Here is a 25,032-nt window from a genome sequence, read left to right on the forward strand (position 1 = left end):
GGTGGGTTAGTCACACGGCCGGGAATGCCACCTGGACTGCTTCCCGATGGAATTGCGGGACTCCGCATCTGTCAGCTTGCCGCCCTTTTGTACTTCCTTTCCCTGTGCGGGGCCGGTAATTTTTTGGCTGTACGGCTTTCCATCCGGCCGGAAACTGCCGCCGGCTTTCCTTATCCGGGCCGCCATTTCTTTTCGACGATGAGGGCACAGCCAGCAAAAGGCCTTTGCAAAGCCCCGCCCGCTCCCTTTTTGGGAGCGGGCGGTGCTTTGCCTGAATAGGGGCATTGGCTGAATAGTGGCTTTGCGCGAAAAGGGCGTTCCCTAAACCCTGCCGGAAAGGCTACAGCCCGAGTTCGGCGGGCAGTGGCACGTCCTGGTCTAGGACATTCCTGGCCAGGAATGACTCCACAACCTGATACCAGACCTTTGAATGCTGCGGCTGGAGCACCCAGTGGTTCTCGTCCGGAAAATACAGGAACCGATGCGGCGTCTGCCCGTCCTGGTCCGCGGCGAGCTTTGACTTGGACAGCAGCTCGTACCAAAGCCGCAGCCCCTCGCCGATGGGCACCCGGTAGTCCTTGTCCCCATGGATCACCAGCATGGGCGTGCCGATGTTTTCGACGTGAAGGTGCGGTGAATTGTCCAGCGCCATCTCTTCTGTCATTTCCTTCAGCCAGTACTGCGAGGCGTCCGTGGTGGGGCCGAACTGGTCCAGCGCCCACAGGCTCGCGTGCGTCACGATTGCCCTGAACCGGTCGGTCTGCCCTGCCACCCAGTTGGCCATGTAGCCGCCGAAGGACCCTCCCATGGCGGCGGTGCGGCCGGCGTCGATGTCGGGCCGCTGGACCGCGGCGTCCGTGACCGCCATCAGGTCCGCGTACGGTGCTTTGCCCCAGGCTCCCCATCCGCGCTGGATGTGGGCCTGGCCGTACCCGGTGGAGAGCGCAGGGTCGGGCAGGAGGACCGCATAGCCCTTGGCAGTCATCAGCCACGGGTTCCACCGCCAGGTCCAGGCGTTCCAGGACCCGAGCGGTCCACCATGGATCCACAGGAGCATGGGCGCCGGAGACTCCGCTGACGCGCCCTCCGGCAGCGCCAGGTAGGCCGGGACACGGGACCCGTCCGCCGCCGTCGCAGCGATGCGTTCCAGCCTGCCGGGGCGCACCGGCCGCTCCGCGGGGGCGGGCAGCCGCGTGGCCTCGCCCGTCCGCAGGTCCAGCCGTACCGCTTCAGGCGGGAACTCGTAGGAGCTCCGCAGGGCGTAGGCGCTGCGTCCGTCCGGCGAAACCACGACGTCGGAGTAGGCCGCAGCGTCCTGCGTCACCCGGGCGACACTTACTTCAGCCGCGCCGGCGGGGACGCTGATCCGGAAGACCGGCGACGCGCCGTCGTCGTCCGCGGTGACCAGGAGGGCGGACCCGTCCGGAAGCCAGGCAGCGGGCTTGGGCCACCGGTCCCAGTCGTGAGCCAGCGGCACCAGGCCGCCCGGGGCGTCTCCGCCTTCCCCCGCTACGTCCAGCAGGTGGAGCTTGACCTGCGGGGCCTCCTGCGGCGTGGTGTCGCTTTCGCTGACAACTGCCAGGGTGCTGCCGTCGGGGCTGACGGGACCCGGGAAAAAGCTCATGCCCTCCTCGTCCAGAAGCACCTTGGTGCTGCCGGAGGGCACGTCCACGGCCACGAGGATGGACCTGCTGTCGGCCTTGGCCAGCGGCTTGGTGTAGCTCGTGTAGATGGTTTTGCCATCGGGGCTGACCACGGTTTCCGCCTCCCGCAGCCTGGGGCCGGCATCCGGCGTGAGGTTCCGCAGGACCAGCGGCGCGGTGGCATCGACGGTTGCCGGTTTGCCGCCGTCCTGTGCTTCGCCGGGCTCAACCGCGAAGATCCGGGGCTGGCCCGGTCCCAGGTCCGCGTCCCAGTACCGGACCGGATATTCACTGTGCAGGATGGCGGAGACCTTGCGGTCCTTCCGCGATTTTCGGCGTTCGGCGTCCTCCTCTTCGTCGGCGGAACCGGCCAGGACCTCCGCGGTCACGAAGGCGGCGTCGGCGTTCCGGGCCGTCAGCACGGCGCCCACTCCGCCGGCCCGGTTCAACACCACGCGGGCTTCGCCGCCGTCCGCGGGAAGCAGCCAGAGCGCCTTGACGGGCTCCTCCTCGGGGCTGTCCGGGTCCGGCCGCGCGGAGGTGAAATAGACGTCCCCGTTGGCGGCGAACGCCGCCCCCGCCTCACCCTTGGCGCTGCGGGTGATCCGCCGGGCGTGCTTTTGCCCCGCGGGATCCAGCTCCCACAGGGCGGTACCGAATTCGGTGCCTTTCCCGTTCAGGGTGGCCACGGTAGTGACCAGCCGGGTGCCGTCCGGGCTCAGCGCAAGGCCACTTACCCGCGGGATTGACAAATAATGGTCCAAATCATGAAAAGGGGTCAAAGGTCGCTCATCCGGGATCGCCGGTTCCAAGTTAGCCATGCCCCGATTCAACCCGACCGTGTCCCACATCACAAACCGCTACCTACCCACTGAACGACGCCGGCGCTCAAGTTCAAAGGGGGGCAGGGCGCCCGGGTCCGCTCCGGCGACGACCATCAGACATTTCCCGGCGCCTGCTCGTTCCTCGCTTTGACGGCGCCTACATAAATGCCTGATGTCCGTCGCCTCGTGCATAGGCGCGCCTCACGCGAAGCGGAGGGGCCGGGGTCATTTGTGTAGCTTGCGTCAAAGCGACGGAGGAGCAGCAAGCGGCAAATGACTCCGGTGCCGCAGCGACTTAGCCACGGGTGACCGCCGGATGCCAACACTTTGACGGGACCGGGGGCAAAGCGAAGGCCCCGCCTGCTCGGGAGCTGGCGGGGCCTTCGGTTTTTGGTGCTTAGACGCTCGGGGCGATTTCCGGGATGCGCGGCTTGGCGTTGCCGGCGAAGGTGAACTTCGCGTCGTCGCCTTCGCCTTCCACGTCCACAACGACGATGTCGCCGGGGTGGATCTCGCCGAACAGGATCTTCTCGGAGAGCTGGTCCTCGATCTCGCGCTGGATGGTCCGGCGCAGCGGCCGGGCACCCATGGCGGGATCGTAGCCGCGGGTTGCGAGGAGCACCTTGGCGGCCTTGGTGAGCTCGATGCCCATGTCCTTGTCCTTGAGGCGCTTCTCCAGCCGGGTTACGAACAGGTCCACGATCTCGATGATCTCGTCCTGGGTGAGCTGCGGGAACACCACGACGTCGTCCACACGGTTCAGGAACTCGGGGCGGAAGTGCTGCTTGAGCTCCTCGGTCACACGGGCACGCATGCGGTTGTAGCCGGTCTGCGTGTCGGTGCCGGACTGGAAACCGGTGGCCACACTCTTGGAGATGTCCCGGGTACCCAGGTTGGTAGTCATGATGATCACGGTGTTCTTGAAGTCCACCACGCGGCCCTGGGAGTCGGTCAGGCGGCCGTCTTCCAGGATCTGCAGCAGCGAGTTGAAGAGGTCCGCGTGGGCCTTTTCAACTTCGTCGAACAGCACCACGGAGAACGGACGGCGGCGGACCTTCTCGGTCAGCTGGCCGCCTTCCTCGTAGCCCACGTAGCCCGGAGGGGCACCAAAGAGCCGCGAGACGGTGTGCTTCTCGGAGTACTCGGACATGTCCAGGGTGATGAGGGCGTCCTCTTCACCGAACAGGAACTCAGCGAGTGCCTTGGCCAGCTCGGTCTTGCCGACGCCGGTGGGGCCGGCGAAGATGAACGAGCCGCCGGGACGCTTGGGGTCCTTGAGCCCTGCGCGAGTACGGCGGATGGCCTGGGAGAGGGCCTTGATGGCCTCGTTCTGGCCCACCACGCGCTTGTGCAGTTCGTCTTCCATCTTCAGCAGGCGCGAGGACTCCTCCTCGGTCAGCTTGAACACCGGGATGCCGGTGGAGTTCGCCAGCACCTCGGCGATGAGATCCTCATCCACCTCGGAGATGTCGTCCATGCCGCCGGACTTCCAGTGGCGCTCCTTCTCCGCGCGCTCGGAAATCATCTTCTGCTCCTTATCGCGGAGCGCGGCGGCACCTTCGAAGTCCTGCGCGTCAATCGCGGACTCCTTTTCCATCTTCAGCTTGGCGATGCGCTCGTCCATGGCCTTGAGCTCCGGCGGAGCGGTCATGCGGCGGATGCGCAGCCGGGCACCGGCTTCGTCGATCAGGTCGATCGCCTTGTCCGGCAGGAAGCGGTCCGAGATATAGCGCTCGGCGAGGCTCGCAGCAGAGGCCAGGGCGCCGTCGGTGATGGTGACGCGGTGGTGCGCCTCGTAGCGGTCACGCAGCCCCTTGAGGATCTCGATGGCGTGCGCCACGGAGGGTTCCTTGACCTGGATCGGCTGGAAGCGGCGCTCCAGCGCGGCATCCTTTTCGATGTGCTTGCGGTACTCATCCAGCGTGGTGGCACCGATGGTCTGCAGCTCGCCGCGGGCCAGCATGGGCTTCAGGATGGAAGCGGCGTCGATGGCTCCTTCAGCCGCACCCGCGCCCACAAGGGTGTGGATTTCGTCGATGAAGAGGATGATGTCGCCGCGCGTGCGGATCTCCTTGAGGACCTTCTTCAGGCGCTCTTCGAAGTCACCGCGGTAACGCGAGCCTGCCACCAGGGACCCCAGGTCCAGGGTGTAGAGCTGCTTGTCCTTGATGGTTTCGGGGACGTCGCCGCGGACAATCGCCTGGGCCAGGCCCTCGACGACGGCCGTCTTGCCGACGCCCGGCTCACCAATCAGGACCGGGTTGTTCTTGGTGCGGCGGGAGAGGACCTGCATGACGCGTTCCATCTCCTGCTCGCGCCCGATGACGGGGTCCAGCTTGTTCTCGCGCGCAGCCTGGGTGAGGTTGCGGCCGAACTGGTCCAGGACCACAGACCCTGCGGGCGTGCCCTCGGGCTGCCCGGAGCCGACGCCTGCGCCGGTGGTCTCTTTGCCCTGGTAGCCCGACAGGAGCTGGATGACCTGCTGGCGGACCCGGTTCAGGTCGGCGCCGAGCTTGACCAGCACCTGGGCAGCAACACCCTCACCTTCGCGGATGAGGCCCAGCAGGATGTGCTCCGTGCCGATGTAGTTGTGGCCCAGCTGGAGGGCTTCGCGCAGCGAGAGCTCCAGCACCTTCTTGGCACGGGGCGTGAAGGGGATGTGGCCGGACGGCGCCTGCTGGCCCTGTCCGATGATCTCCTGCACCTGCTCGCGAACGCCGTCGAGCGAAATGCTCAAGGACTCAAGAGCTTTGGCGGCAACACCCTCACCCTCATGGATAAGACCCAAGAGGATGTGTTCGGTACCGATGTAATTGTGGTTCAGCATGCGTGCCTCTTCTTGGGCAAGCACAACTACGCGACGGGCACGGTCCGTAAATCGCTCAAACATTTCGCCACACTCCTAGCTACGACGTACTTTGATGCTACGTGGCTGGCCCCTGCTTGTGGAGCGTGTTCGCCACAGGGGAAACCGTGGTGGTTCGGGAATATCCTGAGAAGGGGTCCAGGGAGGTAATGAGATGTCGCAGGTGGATCTGAAACGCGTCCGTCGTCCGGCGGAAGTTGCCGTGGCGGCCGGCATTGTCTGGCTTGCGGGCATCAGTCCGGTGCCCGGCGTCTACCTCGAACCCGATCCCGCCCGGCGGCTCACGATGCTCCGCAAAGGGCAGCGCTCATGGATCGTGGGACAGCACGTCGCCGCGGCCGGAACCGCGGCGATGCCCGCCGCCTTCGCACGCCTGGCCCTTGCCCTCCCTGCCGGCCGGGCCAGGACGCTGGTGGCCGCAGCCACCGCCGCCCTTGCCGCGGGGGCGCCCCTGTTTGTTTCCCAGCTCGCCCTGCGCGCCTCCGACCTGGAGCGCTTCGCTGCACGCCGGCTTCCGGGCTGGCCGTTCCTCAGCTACGCGTGGCTGCACGTGCTTGCCCTCGGGTCCCTGTCCGGAGCGCTGGCAAGCCTTCCGGACAGGGAAAAGGAAGCGGCCGCCGTCGCTCTCGCCACACTGGGATCCGGGGCGGTCCTGGCGAAGACCGGTGACATCCCGCCGTTCGTGTTCTATGTCGCCGAACAAATTGCCGCCGCAGGTTTCCTGCGCGGCAATCCTCCGCGGCACCCGCATGAACCGTCGCTGCCCGAGTAATGGGCAGCCGCCCATTCCCGGCCCGGAACGCAAAGGCCCGGAACAGGAAAAGGCCCTGCTTCCCGTTCGGGAAGCAGGGCCTTTTTATCCGAGGCACGAACTAGGAATGGGCCTTTTGGTAGGCTTCCTGGATTTCAGCCTGAATTCGGCCGCGGCTGTTAACCGTGTAGCCGTTTTCGCGGGCCCATTGCCTAATCTGTGCAGAGTCGTGGCTGCGTCCCCCCGATGCCGCCTTGGCCCGGGCCGGGCGGCCGCCGGAAGTTTTCCGTGCGGCTGCAACAAAACGTTCCAGCGAAGAACGAAGTTCAGCGGCGTTTGCCGCCGAAAGATCGATCTCGTAGTTCGTCCCGTCAAGGCCAAACTTCACATTCTCGTCTGCGGATCCCCCATCCAGATCATCAACGAGGATGATGTTTACTTTCTGTGCCATTTAAGACTTCCTTTTGGAAAGGGTTCGGTGTGCAGAAAAGCAGGATGTTTCCTTAAAAGTATGACTCCCTTTATGGCAACGCGTCAAAGCGGCAAATGGTTCCGGGGGATATTGGAGGGAAAAGCCAGGGGTTTATCAATTCGATTCCGGGTCCGGCCGGTCCGCGGGGGATGCCGCCTTAGCTTCGGCTTCGGTCTGGGCCTGGGCTTCCGCCTGGCGTTCCGCTTTGTCCGCATTGAAAATCGATTTCATGGCGAACCAGAAAAGCAGGCCGACCACCACGGAGGGAAGGAGGACAGCTACATATTCCACGGTCAGTGGCCTTCCGGCTTGAGCAACGGGAACAGAATCGTTTCGCGGATTCCGGCGCCCGTGAACAGCATGACGAGCCGGTCGATCCCCAGTCCGATTCCGCCCATCGGCGGAGCACCGTACTCAAGGGCACGCAGGAAGTCCTCGTCCAGCTGCATTGCCTCGTCGTCCCCGGCGGCCGCATGGCGTGACTGCTCGGTCAGGCGTTCGCGCTGGATAACGGGGTCGATCAGCTCGGAGAAGGCGGTGCCGCGTTCCATTCCGCCGATGATGAGGTCCCAGGCTTCGATCAGGCGGCCGTCCTCGCGGTGCGGACGGGCCAGCGGCTGGGCGGACGGCGGGTAATCGTAGACGAAGGTGGGGTTCAGCAGCGTGGGCTCCACGATCTCGCCGAACAACTCGACAGCGAGCTTCTCGGCATCCCACTTCGGGTCCACCTTGACCTCGTGCTTTGCGGCGATGTCGCGGAGCACCTCCAGCGGAGTATCCGGCGTGACTTCCTGGCCAACGGCGTCGGAAAGCCCCGGGTACACGGCAAGCCAGGCCCACTCGCCGTCGAGGTTGATCTCCCCGGCGTCCGTCTGGAGGACACGTCCGGCACCCACGGCGTCGGCGGCGTCGAGGATGATCTCCTTGATGCGTTCGGCCATCACGAACTGGTCAGCCCACGCCTCGTAGCACTCAAGGGTGGTGAACTCCGGGCTGTGGGTGGAGTCCACGCCCTCGTTGCGGAACACGCGGCCCATGTCGTAGACGCGGTCGATCCCGCCCACCACAGCGCGCTTGAGGTAGAGCTCGGTGGCGATGCGCAGCGTCATCTTCTGGTCGAAGGCGTTCATGTGGGTCTCGAACGGACGCGCCAGCGCGCCGCCGTGGACCAGGTTGAGGATGGGGGTCTCCACCTCCACGTAGCTGTGGCGGAAGAGTGTTTCGCGGATGGAGCGGGTGATGGCGGCGCGGGTGTAGACCATTTCGCGGGCTTCGTCGCGGACCATCAGGTCCACGTAGCGCTGGCGGACACGGGTCTCTTCGTTCAGTTCCGCGTGCAGCACCGGCAGCGGGCGGAGCGCCTTGGAGGCCATGGACCAGGACTCTGCCATGACGGACAGTTCGCCGCGGCGGGAGGAGATGACCTCGCCCTTGATGAACACGTGGTCGCCGAGGTCAACCAGGGCCTTCCAGTCCGCGAGCGCCTCTTCGCCCACGTTGGCGAGGCTCAGCATGGCCTGGAGCCGGGTTCCCTTGCCGTCGGTGCCGCCCTCCTGGAGGGTGGCGAAGCACAGCTTGCCGGTGTTGCGGATAAACACCACGCGGCCGGTGACTCCCACGGTGTCCCCCGTGGTGTCGTCCGCCTCAAGGTGGGCGTACTTCTCGCGGATTTCGGCGAGGGAGTGCGTCCGCTCCACGCCCACCGGGTACGCCTCGGTGCCGCGCTCGATCAGTTTGGCGCGCTTCTCCATGCGGATCCGCATCTGCTCGCTGGCGTCGAGGGGCTCTGGGGCGTTCTTGGGCGCGGGGGTGTTTTGGGAAGTCACAATCCCCAAGTTTACCGGGAGTTGGACAGCCCGGCTTCGCGGCTGCCCCGCAGGCGCCTGCCTAGGATGGGGTGGTGAAAGAACAGGTACTTCCAACGCACGACGGCGGCCGGCTGGCTTTGTACAGCTACGGCACCGAAGATGCGCCAGGAGACCGCCGGGTGCTGCTGATCGGCGGGGCCTTCCTCACCGCCCTGATCTATCGGCCCTTTTCCGTGGCCCTGGCGAAGGGCCTCGGCGACGGGTGGGCCGTTGACGTGTATGACCGCCGCGGGCGGGGAAGCTCGTCGGAGCAGCCAGCGGACTACTCCATGGCCACCGAGATCGCGGATGTGCGCACGGTCCTGGACGCCACGGGCGCTAGGAACATCCTGGGCCACAGCCTGGGCGGATCCGTGGCCCTCAACGCGGTCCAGGAGTTCACCGGCACCGCGTACGTGCCGGACAAGCTTGCGGTGTACGACGCCGCCGTGAACATCGACGGCAGCATTGACACCGGCTGGCTGGACGGGTTCGAGGACGCCGTGAACAACGGCAGGGTGGGCCATGCCCTGGCCCACATGAAGAAGGCCACCAAACCGGGTTCGGCTTTGGCGAGGATCCCCGAGCCCGTCCTTGCCGGGCTGATGGCCGTGCTGTCGCGGACCAAGGTGAACCGGATGTTCCAGGAAGTCATGCCCAGCGGGGTGGGCGAGCTCCGGGCCGCCTACAAGGAGGCGGACCATGCCAGGGACTTCAGCGTGCTTCCTGCCAACACCCACTTCATGGCGGGCGGCAAGAGTCCCGGCTATTACAAGGCAACGGCCGAGCGGCTGCACGCTGCGGTCCCCGGCAGCACCTACGAGCTCTCCCCCAAGTGCTTCCACGGTTCCATCCCGGCTGCCGTGGGCGAACTGGTCACCGACATTTCCACGTACTTCAAGGGCTAGGCTCCGCGGCTGGACCCTGCCAGCGCGGCGTCCCCGAGGTCCTGCCACACGCCCTTGGGACGGGACAGATGGTCCTTGGCGGCCAGCCAGTCGCCGTAGACCGTGATGTCCTCCCCCTGTGCGGCCGCCACCGCATCGCAGGCGAACCCCACAGCCCGGGAACCGTCGGCCAGTTGGATTGATCCGAGCAGCATGGGTTCGGGCAGGGCAGCCAGGAACGCCCCCAGCCCGGCCTGGGACACGAGCCACCGTTCCCCCACAAGCTCGGCTCCGCCGTCCTCCGCACGGTACACCCCGGGCTTCGGCGGTTCGGTGTCCAGGGAAACCATCCGGTAGCGGGCCGCGGTGCGGACGGGGCCGTCCCAGGCGGCGCCGAGCTCCTCCAGCTGGCGGGCCAGGGGCTGCCCCTTCCGGTGAGCGCCGACCACCACCAGCGGCACGGCGGTTGCGCCTGCGGCCACCGGCCAGGGAACGGACGACGGCGGGTGGGCAGCTTCGCCGGCAGCCGCCGGCGCCGCGCCAGGCTCGTGAAGGGCACGAGCGAAGAGGGCAGGCGCTTCGGGGGTCACCTCAAGGAGCCGGGCGATGTCCGCGGCAACGGCGTCCTCGAACGTCCGTGCCACCACGGTGAGCCCGAACTGCGCGCCGTCCACCGTGCCGGCCGGCACCGCAACAGCGCTGAGGTCAAACAGGTTGCAGAAGTTCGTGTACGTCCCCATCAGCGAGTTCACTCCCACCGGGTCCGCGGCCACGTCGGCAAGGGTGGGGTGGAACGGGGCGGTGGGGATCAGCAGGGCGTCAAACCCTTCCAGCCGCGCCACCGCCTGCTGTTTCAACGCTTCCAGCTTGGCGGTGTCAGCCACGTAGCGGTGGGCGGGCACGCTGCCGGCCGCCCGGATGATGCGCTCCACCGTGGGGTCGATGCCCGCCTGGTTGCCTCCGCCGCCGTCGTACTTTTCCAGGAAACTGCCGACAGCGGCGTGGCGCTCCGCCACCAGCCCGCCGTCGTACAGCAGCCGGGCGGCCTCGAGGAAGGCATCGAATTCGATCGCCTCCGCCTCCACGCCCAGTCCCTTGAGCCGGTCCACATTGCGGTGGAATTCGGCTGCCCAGGCGTCCGGCAGCGCCGGCAGGGTTGCGGGATAGGCGACCCGCGGCTTTTCCGGTGCCGCCAGCCGGATGTCCGCCGGCCAGGACCGGGCTCCTCCCGCCATCACGCCCATGGCGAGCTCCGCCGTCGAGAGGTGGCGGGCGAAGATGGTGACGGCGTCCCAGGACCGGCATGCGGGCACGACGCCGGCGGTGGACACAACATCCAGCGTCGGCTTGATGCCCACGATCCCCTGCAGCCCGGCGGGCACGCGGCCCGAGCCGGCGGTGTCCGTTCCGATGGCGATATCCACCAGGCCAAGGGCCACAGCGGCTGCCGAGCCGGAGCTGGAGCCGCCGGAAATGTAGTCCGGTCGGCGGGAATCCCGGACCGCCCCGTGCGGGCTGCGGGTGCCCACCAGGCCGGTGGCGAACTGGTCCAGGTTGGTGGCGCCCAGCACCAGGGCGCCCCCGGCACGGAGGCGGGCAACCGCTTCGGCGTCCTCCTCCGGCAGGTAGGCGAAGCCGGGGCATGCGGCCGTCGTGGGGATTCCCGCGACGTCAACGTTGTTCTTGACGGCGAGCAGGAGCCCGGCCAGCGGCAGTCGGGCTCCACCCGACACCGCCGTGTCGATGGCGGCGGCCTCCGCCAGGAGGTCATCCGCACTGCGCAGGGTGATCCAGATTTCCGGACGGTCCACTGCATCCAGCGCGGCCAGCGCCGCCTTGACCCGCGTGCCGGCCGGGCCGGTGGTTACGGTGCTCATACTGTTGCCTCTTCCAGTTCCTGCGCTTCGGCAACGGACACGGACTCCCCATCCGCGCTGCCGAGGACCACCACTGCCTCTCCCGCCACCACCTGCGAACCGGCGGCCGGCAGGACGCGGAGCACAACGCCGTCACAGGGAGCTTCCAGGACGGTTTCCATCTTCATCGCCTCCAGCGAGACCAGCGCCTGGCCCTGCACCACCCGGTCGCCTTCCGCCACGTCAACCTTCCAGACGCTCGCGGCGAACGGCGCGGCCACGAGGGACCCGCCGTCGGGAACAGTCACCTCATCTGCCACCGGTGAGATGACAGCGGCCAGGGCGTCGGCACGGTCGAACTCGCCGGCGTCGGCCCATGCCTGCCGTTCCACGGCGAATGCCTCGCCCTGCTTTTCCCGGAACGCCGCGATGGACTCTCGGTTTTCCTCGAGGAACACCTCGTGCTCGGCCAGCGAAAAGGTTCCGTCCTCGATCTCCACTCCGCGGCCGCGGCCGGCGGCCATGTCCGCACGGAGATCCAGGAGTTCCTCGGGGCTGACCGGGTACCAGGAGATCCGGTCGAAGAAGCGCAGCAGCCACGGCGAACCGGGCTCGAACGGGGCGGACTCCGCGTAGCGCGACCAGACCTGGGTGGTGCGGCCTACGAACTGGTAGCCGCCAGGTCCTTCCATGCCGTAGATGCACATGTACGCGCCCCCGATGCCCACCGCGTTTTCCGGGGTCCAGGTGCGGGCGGGGTTGTACTTGGTGGTGACCAGGCGGTGCCGGGGATCCAGCGGCGTGGCCACCGGGGCGCCAAGGTAGACGTCGCCCAGCCCGAGGACCAGGTACTCGGCGTTGAACACGGTGTCGAAGACGTCACTGACCGAGTCCAGGCCGTTGATCCGCCGGATGAATTCGATGTTCCAGGGGCACCAGGGGGCGTCGTCGCGGACGCCCGCCATGTAGCGTTCGATTGCCTCGCGGGTGGCCGGGTCGTCCCAGGACAGCGGCAGCCGGACGGTGCGGCTGGGAACCACCAGCTCGGAACTCGCCGGCAGTGCCGCCTCGATCTCCCGGACCAGTCCCAGCAGGCGCTTCGTGGACAGGACCGCGGGATCCACCTTGACCTGCAGGGAGCGGATGCCCGGGGTGAGGTCCACGATGCCCGGAACGCGGAGCTGTTCGAGGTGCTGGTGCAGGGCGTGCACCCGGGCGCGGAGGCCGAGGTCCAGGACCATTTCGCCGTACTCCACAAGCAGGTTGTCGTCGCCGGAGCGGCGGTAGGTGACCGCGGGACGGCCGGGACCTTCCGGCACCCGGCCCAGCACGCCGTCGTCGCCATCCCCGCGCGGGGCAGGCAGGCTGGCGGCAGCGGCAGTGGCCTTCGACAGGTCCCCGGACCAGCCGGCGTCGCCGGGCAGCACCAGCTGCCGGCCGGGGCCGAGGTCCCTGGCCGACGGCGCCTGGCTGACGCGGACGGGAACGAACCGGACCTTGTCCCCCGGCCGGAGCTGGCCGAGCTTCCAGCGATCGGCGGTCACCACGGTGACCGGGCAGACGAACCCGCCCAGGCTGGGGCCGTCCGGGCCGAGCAGGATGGGGGTGTCGCCGGTGAAGTCCAGGGCACCCACCGAGTACGCGGTGTCATGGATGTTGGACGGGTGCAGTCCGGCCTCGCCGCCGTCGGTCCTGGCCCAGCGCGGCTTGGGGCCGGTCAGCCGGACGCCGGTGCGGGCGGAGTTGAAGTGGACCTCGTACTCGGATGCATACAGCTCTTCGATGTCTTCGCGCTGGAAGAACTCCGGGGCACCGTGCGGGCCTTCCGTCACGGCGAGTTCCCAAGTGGAGCTAAGGGCGGGACGGCTGTCGAGGGGCACTGCTGCTGCGGGGGCTTCTTCAAGTGCGCCGGCGGACGGGGCAACGGCGCGAAGCACGTCGCCGGCGCGCAGGACCCGTCCGGCGTGCCCGCCGAACTGGCCGAGCGTGAAGGTGGAGGCGCTGCCCAGGTACGGCGGAATGTCCAGGCCGCCCTGGAACAGGATGTAGCCGCGCAGGCCTTTGCCGCCGGCCGTGCCGACGTCGAGCGTTCCTCCCGCGGGGACCGTCACCGGCGTCCAGGCGGGCACCTCCTGCCCGTCAACCGTCACTGCCACCTCCGCGCCGGTGACGCAGACAGTGGTGGCGTGCGTGAAGGCCAGGCTGGGGCCGGTCATGGTGAATTCGAGGCCGGGCGCACCTTCCGGGTTGCCCAGGGCGGTGTTGCCGAGCCGGAAGGACAGATCGTCCATGGGCCCGCTCGGCGGGACGCCGATCTGCCACAGTCCGGTCCGGCCGGGCCAGTCCTGCACGCTGGTCTGCAGCCCGGGGCGGCCAACGGTGATGCGCGGTTCGGGGTCGCCCACGTTGTCCAGGGTGCTCGTGGAGTGCTCGACGCTGCGGACCACGTCCAGGGCGGTGGCGGCGCGGAGCAGCCCTAAGTTGGTCTCGATGCCGTCGATCATGGTGCCGGCGAGCGCGGCGGCCAGCCGGTCGAAAGCTTCGGTGCGGTCAGTGCCGGAAGTGATGATCTTGCCCAGGAGCGGATCGTAGTTGGTGGACACTTCGGTGCCCGTTTCGGCCCAGGCGTCCACCCGGACGTCCGCCGTTGCGGGGTAGGCGGCGTTGGTGACGGTTCCGGCGCTGGGCTGGAAGCCGCGGGCCGGATCCTCGGCATACACGCGGGCCTCCACGGCGTGGCCGGTCACGGGCAGGCTGTCCGGCACTCCTTCAAGGACGGTGGTGGCTTCGCCGCCGCCCTGGGCAAGGCGGAGCATCCATTCCACCAGGTCCACCCCGGTGACGGCTTCGGTGACGGGGTGCTCCACTTGGAGCCGGGCGTTCACTTCCAGGAAGGACGCTTCCTTGCGGGCGGAGTCGTAGACGAACTCGACCGTGCCGGCCGAGCGGTAGTTTAGGGAGGCGCAGAGGGCCCGGGAGCTGCGGTGCAGTTCTTCGCGCAGTTCGTCCGGGAGGTCGGGTGCGGGTGCCTCCTCGAGGACTTTCTGGTGGCGGCGCTGCAGGGAGCAGTCGCGGTCGCCCAGGCTGACCACACGGCCCTCGCCGTCGCCAAAGATCTGCACCTCGACGTGCCGGGCGTTCTCCACGTACCGCTCGGCGAAAACCCCTGCGGTGCCAAAGCTGGCCCCGGCCAGGCGGGCCACGCGGGGGAAGCTGTCCACGAGCTCGGCCTCGTTGCGGCAGACCGTCATGCCGATCCCGCCGCCACCTCCGGTGGCCTTGAGCATCAGCGGGAAGCCAATCGCGGTGCTGGCCGCAACGGCGTCGTCCACGTCCCCAAGCAGCCCTGAACCGGCGATCATCGGCACCCCGGCTGCCCGCGCGGCGTCGCGCGCTGTGTGCTTGGTGCCGAAGATGCGCAGCTGCTCGGCGGTAGGGCCCACGAAGACAAGTCCCGCCGCTTCCACGGCCTCGGCGAAGGCGGCGTCCTCGGAGAGGAAGCCGTAGCCGGGATGGATGGCGCCGGCGCCGGTTTCCTTTGCCGCCGCCAGGATTGCGTCCACCCGGAGGTAGGACTCCTTGGCCGGCGCGGGCCCCAGCAGTACAGCCTCGTCGGCGAGCCGGACGTGCTTGGCGCCGCGGTCCGCCTCGGAGAAGACGGCAACGGTGCGCAGTCCCAGCTTCTTCGCGGATTCGATGATGCGGCAGGCGATTTCGCCGCGGTTGGCGATCAGGAGGGTGTCGAACGTGTTCGACGTGTCAATGGAGTTCACAGCGCAGCCTCCGGCCGGGTGACGATCATGCGGACGGGGGTGGGGTTGAAGCCGTTGCAGGGGTTGTTGACCTGCGGGCAGTTGGACACCAGGACCAGGGTGTCCACCTCGGCCCGCAGCGCCACGCGCTTCCCGGGCGCGGACAGCCCGTCCACGATGCCCAGGGCGCCGTCCGGGTCCACCGGGACGTTCATGAACCAGTTGATGTTGGACACCAGGTCCCGTTTGCACAGGCCCCAGCGCGAGCCCTCGATCAGGAAGTTCTCCACGCAGGCGTGCTGTTCGCGGGTGTGCTGGCCGTAGCGGAGGGTGTTGGATTCCTGTGAGCAGGCGCCGCCGATGGTGTCGTGCACGCCCACCTCGTCCGCAACGACGGTCATCAGGGGCGCGCCGGTTTCCGCCCGCAGGACGGAACCCGTGGTCAGGACAATCGACTGCTGTTGCGCAATGGTGACGGCGGCGGAGTACCGCACGGAGGTGTCGTCTGCCGCGTACAGCAGGCAGTCCACGGCCTGGTTGCCTTCCAGGTCCACAATGGTCAGCACGTCGCCGGCGGAGACGACGGCGGACCAGGGGCCGCGGGCCTCGACGAGCTCGTCGAGGACCACGTCGCCGGGAGCCAGGGCAATGTCGCGGGCGCCTGCTGCGGGAGCGGCGGAGGTGGCGGTATTCATCGGGCGTTCCTCGCGGTCAGATCGTGTTCGGTGTTGTGCAGTGCCTGCAGGTGTTCGGGAGCCAGGGGCCCGGTGAGCGCTCCGGATTCCAGTGCCGCCAGGTCCAGCGGCGCATGCCAGGCCACGATGTCGACGGCAGTCCCGGTGAAGTCAGGTCGCGGGTCCAGGGGGTGGGCGGTGTTGGCCAGTACCAGCACGGTGTCCAGCTGGAGCAGGAGTTCGACGGCGGCGCCCGGCCCGGCGCTCCCGGTGAAGGTGATGCTGCCGGCGGGGTCCACGGTGATGCCCTTGAAGAGGGTCAGCGACGGCGCCACGTCACGCGGGCCAAGGCCGTTCTTGAGCGCTCCAAGGGTAAGCAGCTCGCGGGCGGCAGGGGATCCACTGTGGGCGGTGCCCGCACCGTACCGTGCCGTGTTGCCCGCCAGTGTGGTGGCGCCCGTCAGGGCGTCGTGGCGGGAGGAGGCATCGGCGACGATCGTGGCCATCAGGCGGCCGGCGTCGGAAAGCAGCGGGTGGCCTGTTGAGGGGTAGGCCTGCCAGGGCACCTTGACGGTGTCCGCGATGTTGAGCCGCTCGTGCAGGGCTCCGGCGCGGTAGAGGAGGGCGTGCACGCAGGCGTCGCCGGAGGTGTCCGTGAGCCTGATCCTGGTGCCCCGGGCCAGGGTCATGGTGGTGTAGCGCCCGAAGGCGAGGGATTCGGCCCACGTGGGCTGGGCGGCGGCGTCCCCGGTGAGGCCGGCGGTCAGGCGGTCGGGCGCGGAGGCGGCGGGCACAAACCGCATCGTGTCAACGGTCCTGCCGTGCTGCTCCCGGGCGTGGGCGCGGGCGCCTGCCGTGGTGGCGGTGCCGGCCGATGCCGGGCTTTCGGTTACTTGTGTCATGTCTATCCCGTGTTGTTCTGGAGCGCGGTTCGTTGCGTGTGGTTGTTCCCGGAGCTGTTGTTCCGCAAGCCGGGGTGGAGCTCCGGCGCGTCAGGCCTTCGAAGCCAGGTTCCGGCGTCGGACCCACATCCCCAGGAGCAGGACGACGGCGACCATCAGCGGCGCTGAGTAAAGGAGGAGTCCGTTTTCGCCGGAGGGGTCGTAGACCTCCGGACGCGGCCAGGCAAGGTTGACCACCATGACGGCCCCATAGAGGACGGCGAGGATGTTCACCGGGAGCCCCCAGCGGCCCAGCGAGAAGAGTCCTTCAGGCAGCGCCTGCCCCACCCGGTTCCAGTCGCCGCGGAGCCTGTTGAGGAGCTGCGGCACGGTGACCAGGAGGTAGGCGATGTAGACCATGACGATGCAAACGCTGCAGAGGGTGGTGAACAGGGCGGCGTTGCCAACGTTGATGGCAAGGACGCCGACGGCCAGGGCGCCGATGGCGATCGACGGCCACATGGGCGTACCCCGGGTGGGGTGGACTGTCGACAGCAGGGCGGACGCGGGCAGCTTGCCGTCGCGGGCCATGGAGAACACCAGCCGGGAACCGGCGGTCTGGATGGCCAGGGTGCAGACGAAGATGGCGATGGCCACGTCCACCAGCAGGACCTTGCCCCAGAACGTGCCCAGGACGGCGGTGAGGACGTAGGGCAGGCCCTCGGTGGCAAGGCGGCCGTCGTCGAGGCTTGGGGCGGCCATCAGGGCCGTGATGATCATCAGGGCGCCGCCGATGCCCGAGATGAGCAGGGCGGAAAGAATGGTGCGCGGCGCTGTCCGGCGCGGGTCCTTGGTTTCTTCCGAGAGTTCGCCGGCGGAGTTGAAGCCCACCATCACGTAGGCGGCCATCAGGCCGGACACCAGGAAGGCTCCCACGGCGCCGAGCTCGGATGTCTGGAGCACGGTGGTGTCCGCAACAACCTCAGGTCCGCGCTGGGCTGCGCTGATGAGGGCGAGGATGACGGCCACGACGCCGACGATCTCGCAGGTGACGCCCACCGAGTTGACGTGGGCCATCAGCTTGACGCCGAGCGAGTTGATGATGGTGGTGGCCACCAGGAGGACTGCACCGAGGATGACGGCGTTGGCCGCTCCGCTGACGGTGTTGAGCGCGGGGTCACCGCCAACTATCTGGAAGCCGTCCCAGAGCTGGGGCAGCACCACCTGCAGGGCGATCGCGGCGGCGGCGGCTGTCACCACCTGGGCAATGGCCATGAACCAGCCGGCGAACCAGCCCACTCCCTCTCCCCCGACGCGGCGGGCCCACTGGTACACGGCTCCGGACAGCGGGTAGCGGGCGGCGAGTTCCGCGAAGTTGAGGGCAACGAGGAGCTGGCCCACCAGTACCACCGGCCAGGTCCAGAAGAAGGCCGGCCCCGCGAAGGAGTAGCCGAAGGCGAACAGCTGGAAGATGGTGGTCAGGATCGAGACGAAGGAAAAGCCGGCGGCAAAGGAAGCGTAGCGGCCGAGTTTCCGGTGGAGGGTGGGTTGGTAGCCAAGGGACGTCAGATCCGCGTCGTCCGCGTGGACGGCGGGAGCAATGGTTGAGGTCATCGGATTCTCCGTGGGCTGGAATGGCGGGGGCCGCCGGTTCTGCAGCACTCGGCCGAAAGCTGCGGAATACCGGTCAATTGATAGTTTTCCAGCGCGATGTCCCCAACGAGTTTCGCCTCTGTAAAAGGCGCATGGACATCTTGTTTCCACGGTATTTCCGCCTCCTCACCTCCGCCCGGGGTGGCGAAGGCGTACCCGCCCGGGTGCAAGAATGATGCCGTGACTTCAGCCGGACCGGGACGCCCCCGCAGCCAACAGCCCTCCAGGCCAGGGGCGACTGCACGGGACGAAATCCTGGATGCGGCGGCCGAGCTTTTCACGACGCACGGCTTCGCCAACACCTCCACCCGGTCCATTGCCGACGCTGTGGGGATCAGGCAGTCCTCGCTGTACCACCACTTCAAAACCAAGGACGACATCCTCGAGGACCTGCTGGAGGGGACCGTGCTGGGCGGGCTGAAGTTTGCCCGCGCGGTAGCCGACCTGCCCCCCGGTGAGGGGACGCCGGGAAGCCGGCTTCACGCCGTCGCCCTTTATGACGGCACGCAACTGTGCAGCTCCCGCTGGAACCTCGGAATCCTGTACCACCTGCCCGAAACCCGCGGCGGCCGGTTCGCGCGGTTCCTGGCGGACCGGCAGGAACTGCGGAACCTGTACGGGGAACTGGGCGCCGCCGTGTCCCCGGCGGGTCCTGCCGCAGCTTCGGGGAACCCCGGCGACCTGGCGTTCCGCCTCGTCGAATCCCTGGTCAACCTGCGTGCAGACGGACTGGCAACCTCGGAATCGCCGCTCCAGGCGGCCGACGCGGGGCTCATCCTCTGCGGGCTGGCCGAAGAACTCCCTGCCATCCGGGAGCAGAGCACAGTGCTCATAGGACAACTGGGCTGACCATCCCGGCGCAGCCTGAGGCGAAAATGTCTCCAGGGGTGCAGCGCGCGTGATGCTTGCCTTCAGGTTGCTCAGCTAGGCTCGGAACATGACGCGTGAGAACATCAGGACCCCCGACGGCGGCACGCTGGAGCTCTTCTCCACGGGCACGGAACTCGCTTCCGCCGGTTCGGGCGTTGTTATTGTCCCGCCTTCCATGGTGACCGCAGCGGACTACACGAAGTTTGCGCAGAAGCTCAGCGCGGCGCTGGGCCGTCCGGTGCACACGTTCAACCGGCGCGGCCGCGGTTCGTCATCGCCCCAGCCGGAGGACTACACGCTGGACGTGGACATCCGCGACCTGGACACGGTCATGAAACACACCGCGAGCACGGACGTCTTCGGCCACAGCTTCGGCGGGGCCGTTGCCCTGCACGCGGCGCGGACCCTGCCGGTGGAGCGGCTGGCCGTGTACGACCCCGCGGTCTCCGTGAACCACAGCGTCAAGGCTGACTGGACGGCCGAGTACGAGCGGGCAGCTGCCGCCGGCGACGATGACCGCGCCCTCGCCGTCCTGCAGCGCGGGCTTGAAGCCGGGGGCTCGTTTTCGTCCCGCATGCCGCTCTCGATGCTGACGCTCGCCAACAAGCTCACGGCCGGCACCACCGAGGGCAGGCAGCAGCGCGAGCTGATGCGCACCGGCGTCCGGGAAATCAAGGCCATCATCGCGGCGGACATGCCGGCCGAGCCGTTCCTGGCACTGCCGCTGGAAACCCTGATCGTGGTGGGCGAAAAGAGCCCGGCGTACTTCGGCGTGGCCTGCGGCCAGATCCACGACGTCCTCTCCGGCTCCAGCTACACGATCCTCCCGGGCCTGGGCCACGACGGCGTCATCAAGGCCCCGGACAAGCTCATCAAGGTGCTCGCGGACTTCTTCGCCGGCTAGCCCAAGTAGGTAGCGCCAAGTGTCGTTTTGAGCGGTCAAAACGACACTTGGCGCTACTCAGTTGGGCAGGCCGGGGGCGGGTTAGTGGGCGGCGTGACCCGGCCCGGCACCTTCGGTCTTGCGCATCATCGCGGAAAGTACGACGGCGGCAAAGGCTATGACGGTTGCCGTCAGGAACGCGGCGCTCATCCCCGCCACGAGGCCGGACGCTGCCGAGACCACCGCGAAGATCGACACCAGCAGGGCTGTGCCGGCTGCGCCCGCCACCTGCTGCGTGGTGCTCATGATCGCGGACCCGTGCGAGTAGAGGTGCGGCGGCAGCGGGTTCAGGCCGGTGGTGAACGCCGGCGTGAACAGCAGTGCCAGGCCAAAACTCAGCCCCACGTGCAAGGTGACGATCCACGCAACGGACGTGCCGGCGTCGAGCATGGAAAACTGCCACAGGGACAAAACCATCAGGATGGAACCCGTGACGGTCAGCGGCAGCGGCCCCACTTTGTCGAACAGCCGGCCGATGACCGGGCCGAGCAGGCCCATGGCAAGGCCACCGGGCAGCAGGGCCAGTCCTGTCTCAAGGGAGCCGAGGCCGCGGATTTCCTGCAGGTAGAGCGGCAGCAGGATCACGCCGCCGAACAGCGCCATCATGGCCACCACCATCAGCAGGACCGAGACAGTGAACATGCGGAAGTTGAAGGCGCGCAGGTCCAGCAACGGGGCTTCGGCCTTCTGCAGCCGCACCTGGCGAAGCACGAACACGGCGAGGCTGGCGACGCCGATCACCAGCGCGGCGATGGCGGGCGCTCCCGGACCGGCCTGGCCGCCGTGGCCGCCGCCGATCTGGCTGAGCCCGTAGACCAGCCCGCCGAACGCGGGGACGGTCAGGAGGACCGAGAGGAAGTCGAGCCTGGTCTTCTCCGTCTCCCCCACGTTGGTCAGGTACTTCGCGCCGATGGCGAGCGCCACGAGGGCCACCGGGAGGACGAACACGAACATAAAACGCCAGGTGAAATGCTCAAGGATCAGCCCGGACACCGTGGGGCCCATGGCCGGAGCCACGGAAATGGCGATGCTGACGTTGCCCATTACGGCCCCGCGCCTGGCCAGCGGGACCAGGGTGAGGATGGTGGTCATCAGCAGCGGCAGCATGATGGCCGTGCCGCCCGCCTGGACGATGCGCGCCAGCAGCAGGACCTCAAATCCGGGAGCTGCCGCAGCGAGCGCGGTACCGCCGGCAAAGAGCCCCATGGCGAGCAGGAAGACGGCGCGCGTGGAGAGGCTCTGCAGGATGAACCCCGTGGTGGGGATGACAACGGCCATGGTGAGCATGAAGCCGGTGGAGAGCCACTGGACTGTGGGCGCATCCACCCGGAGGTCCACCATGAGCCGCTGCAGGGCCACGTTCATGATGGTCTCGTTGAGGATCACCACGAAGGTGGCCACCAGCAGCGTGCTGATGATGGTCACCGATTCACGGGACATCTTCTCCGGCGCGGCAGGCCTGGTTCCATCGGTCTGGACTGACTGCCCCTTGGCGTTTGGAGAAACTTCGGTAGACATGGGTGTTCCCTCAGGGAGTGTATGGATGATGCGCGGACATGGCCGCTGCAGGTGCCAACACTCTACCGGGTGGAGTAATTCCTCCGCACCGGAACTTTTTCTGAAGCCTGAGGGAACTGCCGGGGTCGGATCCGGAACTAGGCGGTCTGGCCCGCGTGCCGGCCTTCCGCGATTTCCTCAACCAGTTTGGCGTTGAAGGCTGGCAGGTCGTCCGGCTTGCGGCTGGTCACCAGGCCCTGGTCCACCACCACTTCCTCGTCGGTCCAGTTGGCGCCCGCGTTCTTCAGGTCGGTCTGGAGCGTGTGGTAGGAGGTGACGTTCCGTCCGCGCAGCACGCCGGCCTCAATGAGGAGCCAGGGCCCGTGGCAGATGGAGGCCACCGGCTTGTGCTGTTCAAAGAAGCTGCGGGTGAAGCTCTGGGCATCCTTGTCCACGCGGAGGTGGTCGGCGTTGACGACGCCGCCGGGAAGCACCAGGGCGTCAAAGTCACCGGCGTTGGCCTCGGCAACGGTCAGGTCGACGTCGAACGTGTCGCCCTTCTCCGTGCCCTTGAAACCCTGCAGCTTGCCGCTCTTCGGGGCCACCAGGGTGGGCTGGCCGCCGGCGTCCTTGACTGCCTGCCACGGGCTGGTGAGTTCAACCTGCTCGACGCCGTCGGTCAACAGGAATGCGACCTTCTTGCCTGCGATGCTCTGTTCTGACATTGTTCCTCCTCGACTGAGGCCGGTCCGGCGCCTTGTGGGCACCGGACCACGCCCCGGAAGCTATTGCCTGACAGTTTCCAGCCTAGGAACACCGAAAGTGATAAGCAAGCTGAGCATTTTCTCTGCCGCAGAGCAGTGCCCTTAAGCGGACGGGTCACAGCTCCACATGGCAAAACCCGGCCCTGCGCCGGGCAGGGTGACCATTCCATCTGCCGCAGCGTGAAGGTCCGGGGTTCCTGCCAGGCCGCGCAGGCTGGTTCCGACGACCTGGGCGGGAACCCTGATGGCGGCATGGTCGGCCCGGGAGGCGTGGATCAGCACCGTTTCGTTGGCTGATTCACGAAGGAAGGCAAAAGCATCATCTCCGATTGCCAGCCACCGCAGTCCGCCCTGTCGAAGGGCTTCCGACTGTTTCCGCGTTTGGAAAAGAGCACGGGTGGTGGCCAGCCTGCCATGATCCCATTCATCCGGTTTGTCCCAGGGGAAGGGGCGGCGGCCATCTTCACCGTTCACGCCCTCCTGTCCGATCTCATCTCCCGCCCACAGCATGGGGATCCCTGGCATCGTGGCCAACAGTCCAAAGGCCACCGTGACCAGCCGCGGGTCCCCGAGCAGGGTGCTCACCCGGAACGTGTCGTGGGACCCAACAAGGTTGAGGGCGTGCGCGGCCGCGCGCCAGGGTACGGCCGCGGCGAAGTCCCGCATTGAGCCGACCACGTCTTTCCCGGAGAGCCGGGGGATGGACACGAACGGCCCTGGCTCCAGCGGTACGGCGGTTGGCGGCTTCAGCCATTGCCATACCGGGCGCGTGAAACCGGCGTAATTCATCACGCCATGCCAGCCATCCACCTGCAGGTCCTGTGATGCGTCGTGACTGTGTTCGGCCAGCAGCAGCGCCTCCGGATCGGCTTCAGCCATGGTCCGGCGCAGCGTGGTGGACACCATGTGGTTGAGGTCGGTCGTGCCGTGCCGCCCCGTCATGTTGGCGACGTCGATGCGCCAGCCGTCGAATCCGTGCGGTCCCAGCCAGCGGGCCACGACGGAATCCTCGCCCTCGTACAGGCGCCGACGCAATTCCGGATCGCTGTGGTTGAACTTCGGCAGCGATTTATGCCCGAACCAGCACACGTACTCATCAGGGTGGTTGGTGAAGAGGAAGAATCCCGCTTCGACGCTTTGCGGATCTTCAACCGCTGTCCTGAACCATTCGTGGGCGTCCCCGCAGTGGTTGGTCGTCAGGTCACCAAGCAGGCGCATGCCGCGGTCATGCAGGGCCCCGGAGAGGCGGCGCAGAGCTGCATCCCCGCCAAGCAAGGGATCCACCTGGTCGAAACTGGATGCGTCGTACCGGTGGTTTGAACGGGCGGGAAATATCGGTGTCAGATACACGGTGTCGGCCCCCAAGGAGGCAATGTGTTCCAGGCGGGTGGTGATTCCGTCGAGGTCTCCGCCGAAGTATTGGTACGGAGTTTCGGGTCCCCGCCCGATCACTTTGTTTCCCCAGTCCTCGGGGATGGCCCAGTCCGGTGCCGGCCGGTCCACTGATTTTGCAAACCGGTCCGGGAAAATCTGGTAGAGGACGGCACTGTTTCCCCAGGCGGGGGGCGGGGAGTAGGCGGTGATGCGGAAGTCGCAGGCGTCCGTTACGTCGCGGGTGTGCAGGCCAGTCCCGTTGAACCACTGGTACCCGCTCGGGGATCCGTCGAGCAGCCAGCGGTAGTTCACCACCGGGTTCTCCAGCGGGAAATCAGCCTTCAGCCAGAACTCGTCCGCGTTTTGACGATCGATGCTCGTCTCAAGCAGCGCCTGTTCGCCGTCTATGCATACGCGCAGCAGGGCCTTCGTTACGCCGCTGGCGCGGGGAACCCGAAGGAACACCGTGACTGCGTCCCCCAGTTCAGGAGTGGGGTTGGAAACGTACATTGCGGAACCGTCATGGTGTGGATGGTCCCACAGCTGCGTGGCGCTCATCCCTTGACCGCCCCGGCGGTGAGTCCTCCGGTGATGAACTTTTGCAGGAACTGGAAGAGCAGGACCACGGGCAGGCTGGTGAGGAGGGCTCCTGCGGCGAACACGCCGAGGTTCCCGGACCGGTCAGCGTCGATGGTGGCGTACAGTCCGACAGCCAGGGTCTTGACGTCGTTATCGGTGAGGAAGATTGATGCCAGGACAAATTCGCCCAGCACGCCGATGAAGGACAGCAGGCCGGTGACTGCCAGGATCGGGGTTATCAGGGGGAAGATGACGCGGAAGAACACGGTGGCGTGGCCCGCTCCGTCCATGATTGCTGCCTCGTCCAGCTCCTTCGGCACCGAGTCGAAGAATCCCTTGATGAGCCACACCTGCGAGAGTGCGCCACCCATGAGCAGGAGCCCGTAGCCCAGGAGCGTGTTGAGGCCCAGCTGGGGAATGACGTCACCGATGGAAGTGAACATGAGGTACAGCGCCACTACGGCGAGGAACTGGGGGAACATCTGGATGAGGAGAAGGCTGAGCAAGCCAATTCGCCGGCCGCTGAAGCGGAAGCGCGAAAAGGCGTATGCTGCCAGGGCGCTGCACAGAATCTGGCCAAGTGTGACGACAGTACTGATGATCAGCGTGTTGGCAAACCAGCGGAGGTAAGGACGGTTGGGGTCCGTGAAGAGGGCTTCGAAATGCACGAAGCTCACTTCACGGGGAATCAGGCTGGTGGACGCCACCGTGCCCAGCGGGTTCAGCGCGGCCGAGACAATGAACAGCACGGGGAACAGGGCTACGGACACCGCCGCGATTGCCACAAGGTGACGCCATCCAACTTCTTTGAACCATCGGTTTCTCGGGTGCCTGCGGCGGGACTCCGGAGTCTTTTGCGGTTCCTGCTGGGGTACCGGAGCGAGACGTGTCTGGGCAGA

General features: G+C 67.2%; 18 protein-coding genes. 4 read left to right on the forward strand and 14 right to left on the reverse strand.

The genetic code is table 11. The features are described from left to right. Positions 1 to 340: 340 nt before the first annotated feature. Together GK109_RS08390 and GK109_RS08395 are read right to left on the reverse strand one after the other, a co-directional pair. A complete protein-coding gene (locus GK109_RS08390) occupies positions 341 to 2,464 on the reverse strand; it encodes a prolyl oligopeptidase family serine peptidase (protein ID WP_157239701.1) in 2,124 nt (707 codons plus the stop codon). A 400-nt stretch (positions 2,465 to 2,864) separates the two neighbouring features. Beyond that, positions 2,865 to 5,357, reverse strand: a complete 2,493-nt coding sequence (locus GK109_RS08395; protein ID WP_157239703.1) for an ATP-dependent Clp protease ATP-binding subunit — start codon at positions 5,355 to 5,357, stop codon at positions 2,865 to 2,867. A gap of 130 nt (positions 5,358 to 5,487) precedes the next feature. Here GK109_RS08395 and GK109_RS08400 point away from each other — a divergent pair, with 130 nt between their 5' ends. Then, positions 5,488 to 6,105, forward strand: coding sequence for a hypothetical protein (locus GK109_RS08400; RefSeq protein WP_157239704.1), 618 nt, complete (start codon positions 5,488 to 5,490; stop codon positions 6,103 to 6,105). A 100-nt stretch (positions 6,106 to 6,205) separates the two neighbouring features. Here GK109_RS08400 and GK109_RS08405 read toward each other — a convergent pair whose 3' ends face one another. From GK109_RS08405 to lysS, 3 genes are all read right to left on the reverse strand, one after another. Further along, the gene (locus GK109_RS08405) at positions 6,206 to 6,535 is read right to left on the reverse strand and encodes an Lsr2 family protein (RefSeq protein WP_157239706.1); all 330 of its coding nucleotides are present in this window, start codon (positions 6,533 to 6,535) and stop codon (positions 6,206 to 6,208) included. Positions 6,536 to 6,670: 135 nt separating this feature from the next. Further along, positions 6,671 to 6,847, reverse strand: coding sequence for a hypothetical protein (locus GK109_RS08410; RefSeq protein ID WP_370460477.1), 177 nt, complete (start codon positions 6,845 to 6,847; stop codon positions 6,671 to 6,673). 2 nt (positions 6,848 to 6,849) lie between these two features. Beyond that, the gene (lysS, locus tag GK109_RS08415) at positions 6,850 to 8,382 is read right to left on the reverse strand and encodes a lysine--tRNA ligase (protein ID WP_321215080.1); all 1,533 of its coding nucleotides are present in this window, start codon (positions 8,380 to 8,382) and stop codon (positions 6,850 to 6,852) included. 74 nt (positions 8,383 to 8,456) lie between these two features. On the opposite strand from lysS, the gene GK109_RS08420 reads away from it, so the two are divergent. Further along, complete coding sequence (locus tag GK109_RS08420; RefSeq protein ID WP_370460478.1) at positions 8,457 to 9,311, forward strand: alpha/beta fold hydrolase; 855 nt, start codon at positions 8,457 to 8,459, stop codon at positions 9,309 to 9,311. Here the strand turns inward: GK109_RS08420 and atzF are convergent. The 5 genes from atzF to GK109_RS08445 all read right to left on the reverse strand — a co-directional run bounded on the left by atzF (position 9,308) and on the right by GK109_RS08445 (position 18,067). Next, entirely contained in the window at positions 9,308 to 11,167 is a 1,860-nt protein-coding gene (atzF, locus tag GK109_RS08425) for an allophanate hydrolase (protein ID WP_157239711.1), read from the reverse strand. The genes GK109_RS08420 and atzF overlap by 4 nt on opposite strands. After that, positions 11,164 to 14,919, reverse strand: coding sequence for an urea carboxylase (uca, locus tag GK109_RS08430; RefSeq protein ID WP_370460479.1), 3,756 nt, complete (start codon positions 14,917 to 14,919; stop codon positions 11,164 to 11,166). The genes atzF and uca overlap by 4 nt, the downstream gene beginning before the upstream one ends. Further along, positions 14,916 to 15,593, reverse strand: a complete 678-nt coding sequence (locus tag GK109_RS08435) for an urea amidolyase associated protein UAAP2 (protein ID WP_157239713.1) — start codon at positions 15,591 to 15,593, stop codon at positions 14,916 to 14,918. Before GK109_RS08435 ends, uca begins: the two co-directional genes overlap by 4 nt. After that, complete coding sequence (locus GK109_RS08440) at positions 15,590 to 16,474, reverse strand: urea amidolyase associated protein UAAP1 (RefSeq protein WP_157239715.1); 885 nt, start codon at positions 16,472 to 16,474, stop codon at positions 15,590 to 15,592. The genes GK109_RS08435 and GK109_RS08440 overlap by 4 nt, the downstream gene beginning before the upstream one ends. A gap of 90 nt (positions 16,475 to 16,564) precedes the next feature. After that, on the reverse strand, positions 16,565 to 18,067 hold the full coding sequence (locus tag GK109_RS08445; RefSeq protein WP_157239717.1) for an amino acid permease: 1,503 nt from the start codon (positions 18,065 to 18,067) through the stop codon (positions 16,565 to 16,567). 219 nt (positions 18,068 to 18,286) lie between these two features. Between GK109_RS08445 and GK109_RS08450 the strand changes: the two genes are divergently transcribed. Both GK109_RS08450 and GK109_RS08455 read left to right on the forward strand, forming a co-directional pair. Further along, positions 18,287 to 18,955: a TetR/AcrR family transcriptional regulator gene (locus GK109_RS08450; protein ID WP_370460480.1), complete on the forward strand. Its 669-nt coding sequence runs from the start codon at positions 18,287 to 18,289 to the stop codon at positions 18,953 to 18,955. An 88-nt stretch (positions 18,956 to 19,043) separates the two neighbouring features. Next, complete coding sequence (locus GK109_RS08455; protein ID WP_157239720.1) at positions 19,044 to 19,880, forward strand: alpha/beta fold hydrolase; 837 nt, start codon at positions 19,044 to 19,046, stop codon at positions 19,878 to 19,880. Between the two features lie 81 nt (positions 19,881 to 19,961). Here the strand turns inward: GK109_RS08455 and GK109_RS08460 are convergent, their stop codons facing one another. The 4 genes from GK109_RS08460 to GK109_RS08475 form a co-directional block, all read right to left on the reverse strand. Then, positions 19,962 to 21,437 (reverse strand): DHA2 family efflux MFS transporter permease subunit, encoded by a 1,476-nt coding sequence (locus GK109_RS08460; RefSeq protein WP_157239722.1) that lies wholly within the window; start codon positions 21,435 to 21,437, stop codon positions 19,962 to 19,964. 137 nt (positions 21,438 to 21,574) lie between these two features. Next, on the reverse strand, positions 21,575 to 22,141 hold the full coding sequence (locus tag GK109_RS08465) for a type 1 glutamine amidotransferase domain-containing protein (protein WP_157239724.1): 567 nt from the start codon (positions 22,139 to 22,141) through the stop codon (positions 21,575 to 21,577). A 141-nt stretch (positions 22,142 to 22,282) separates the two neighbouring features. Then, on the reverse strand, positions 22,283 to 24,112 hold the full coding sequence (locus GK109_RS08470; RefSeq protein ID WP_197432429.1) for a glycoside hydrolase family 13 protein: 1,830 nt from the start codon (positions 24,110 to 24,112) through the stop codon (positions 22,283 to 22,285). Beyond that, positions 24,109 to 24,918, reverse strand: a complete 810-nt coding sequence (locus GK109_RS08475; RefSeq protein ID WP_323057839.1) for an ABC transporter permease subunit — start codon at positions 24,916 to 24,918, stop codon at positions 24,109 to 24,111. Before GK109_RS08475 ends, GK109_RS08470 begins: the two co-directional genes overlap by 4 nt. Between the last annotated feature and the right edge of the window lie 114 nt (positions 24,919 to 25,032).

It is taken from the genome of Pseudarthrobacter sp. GA104 (assembly GCF_009741265.1).
In the GTDB taxonomy this organism is placed as follows: Bacteria; Actinomycetota; Actinomycetes; order Actinomycetales; family Micrococcaceae; genus Arthrobacter.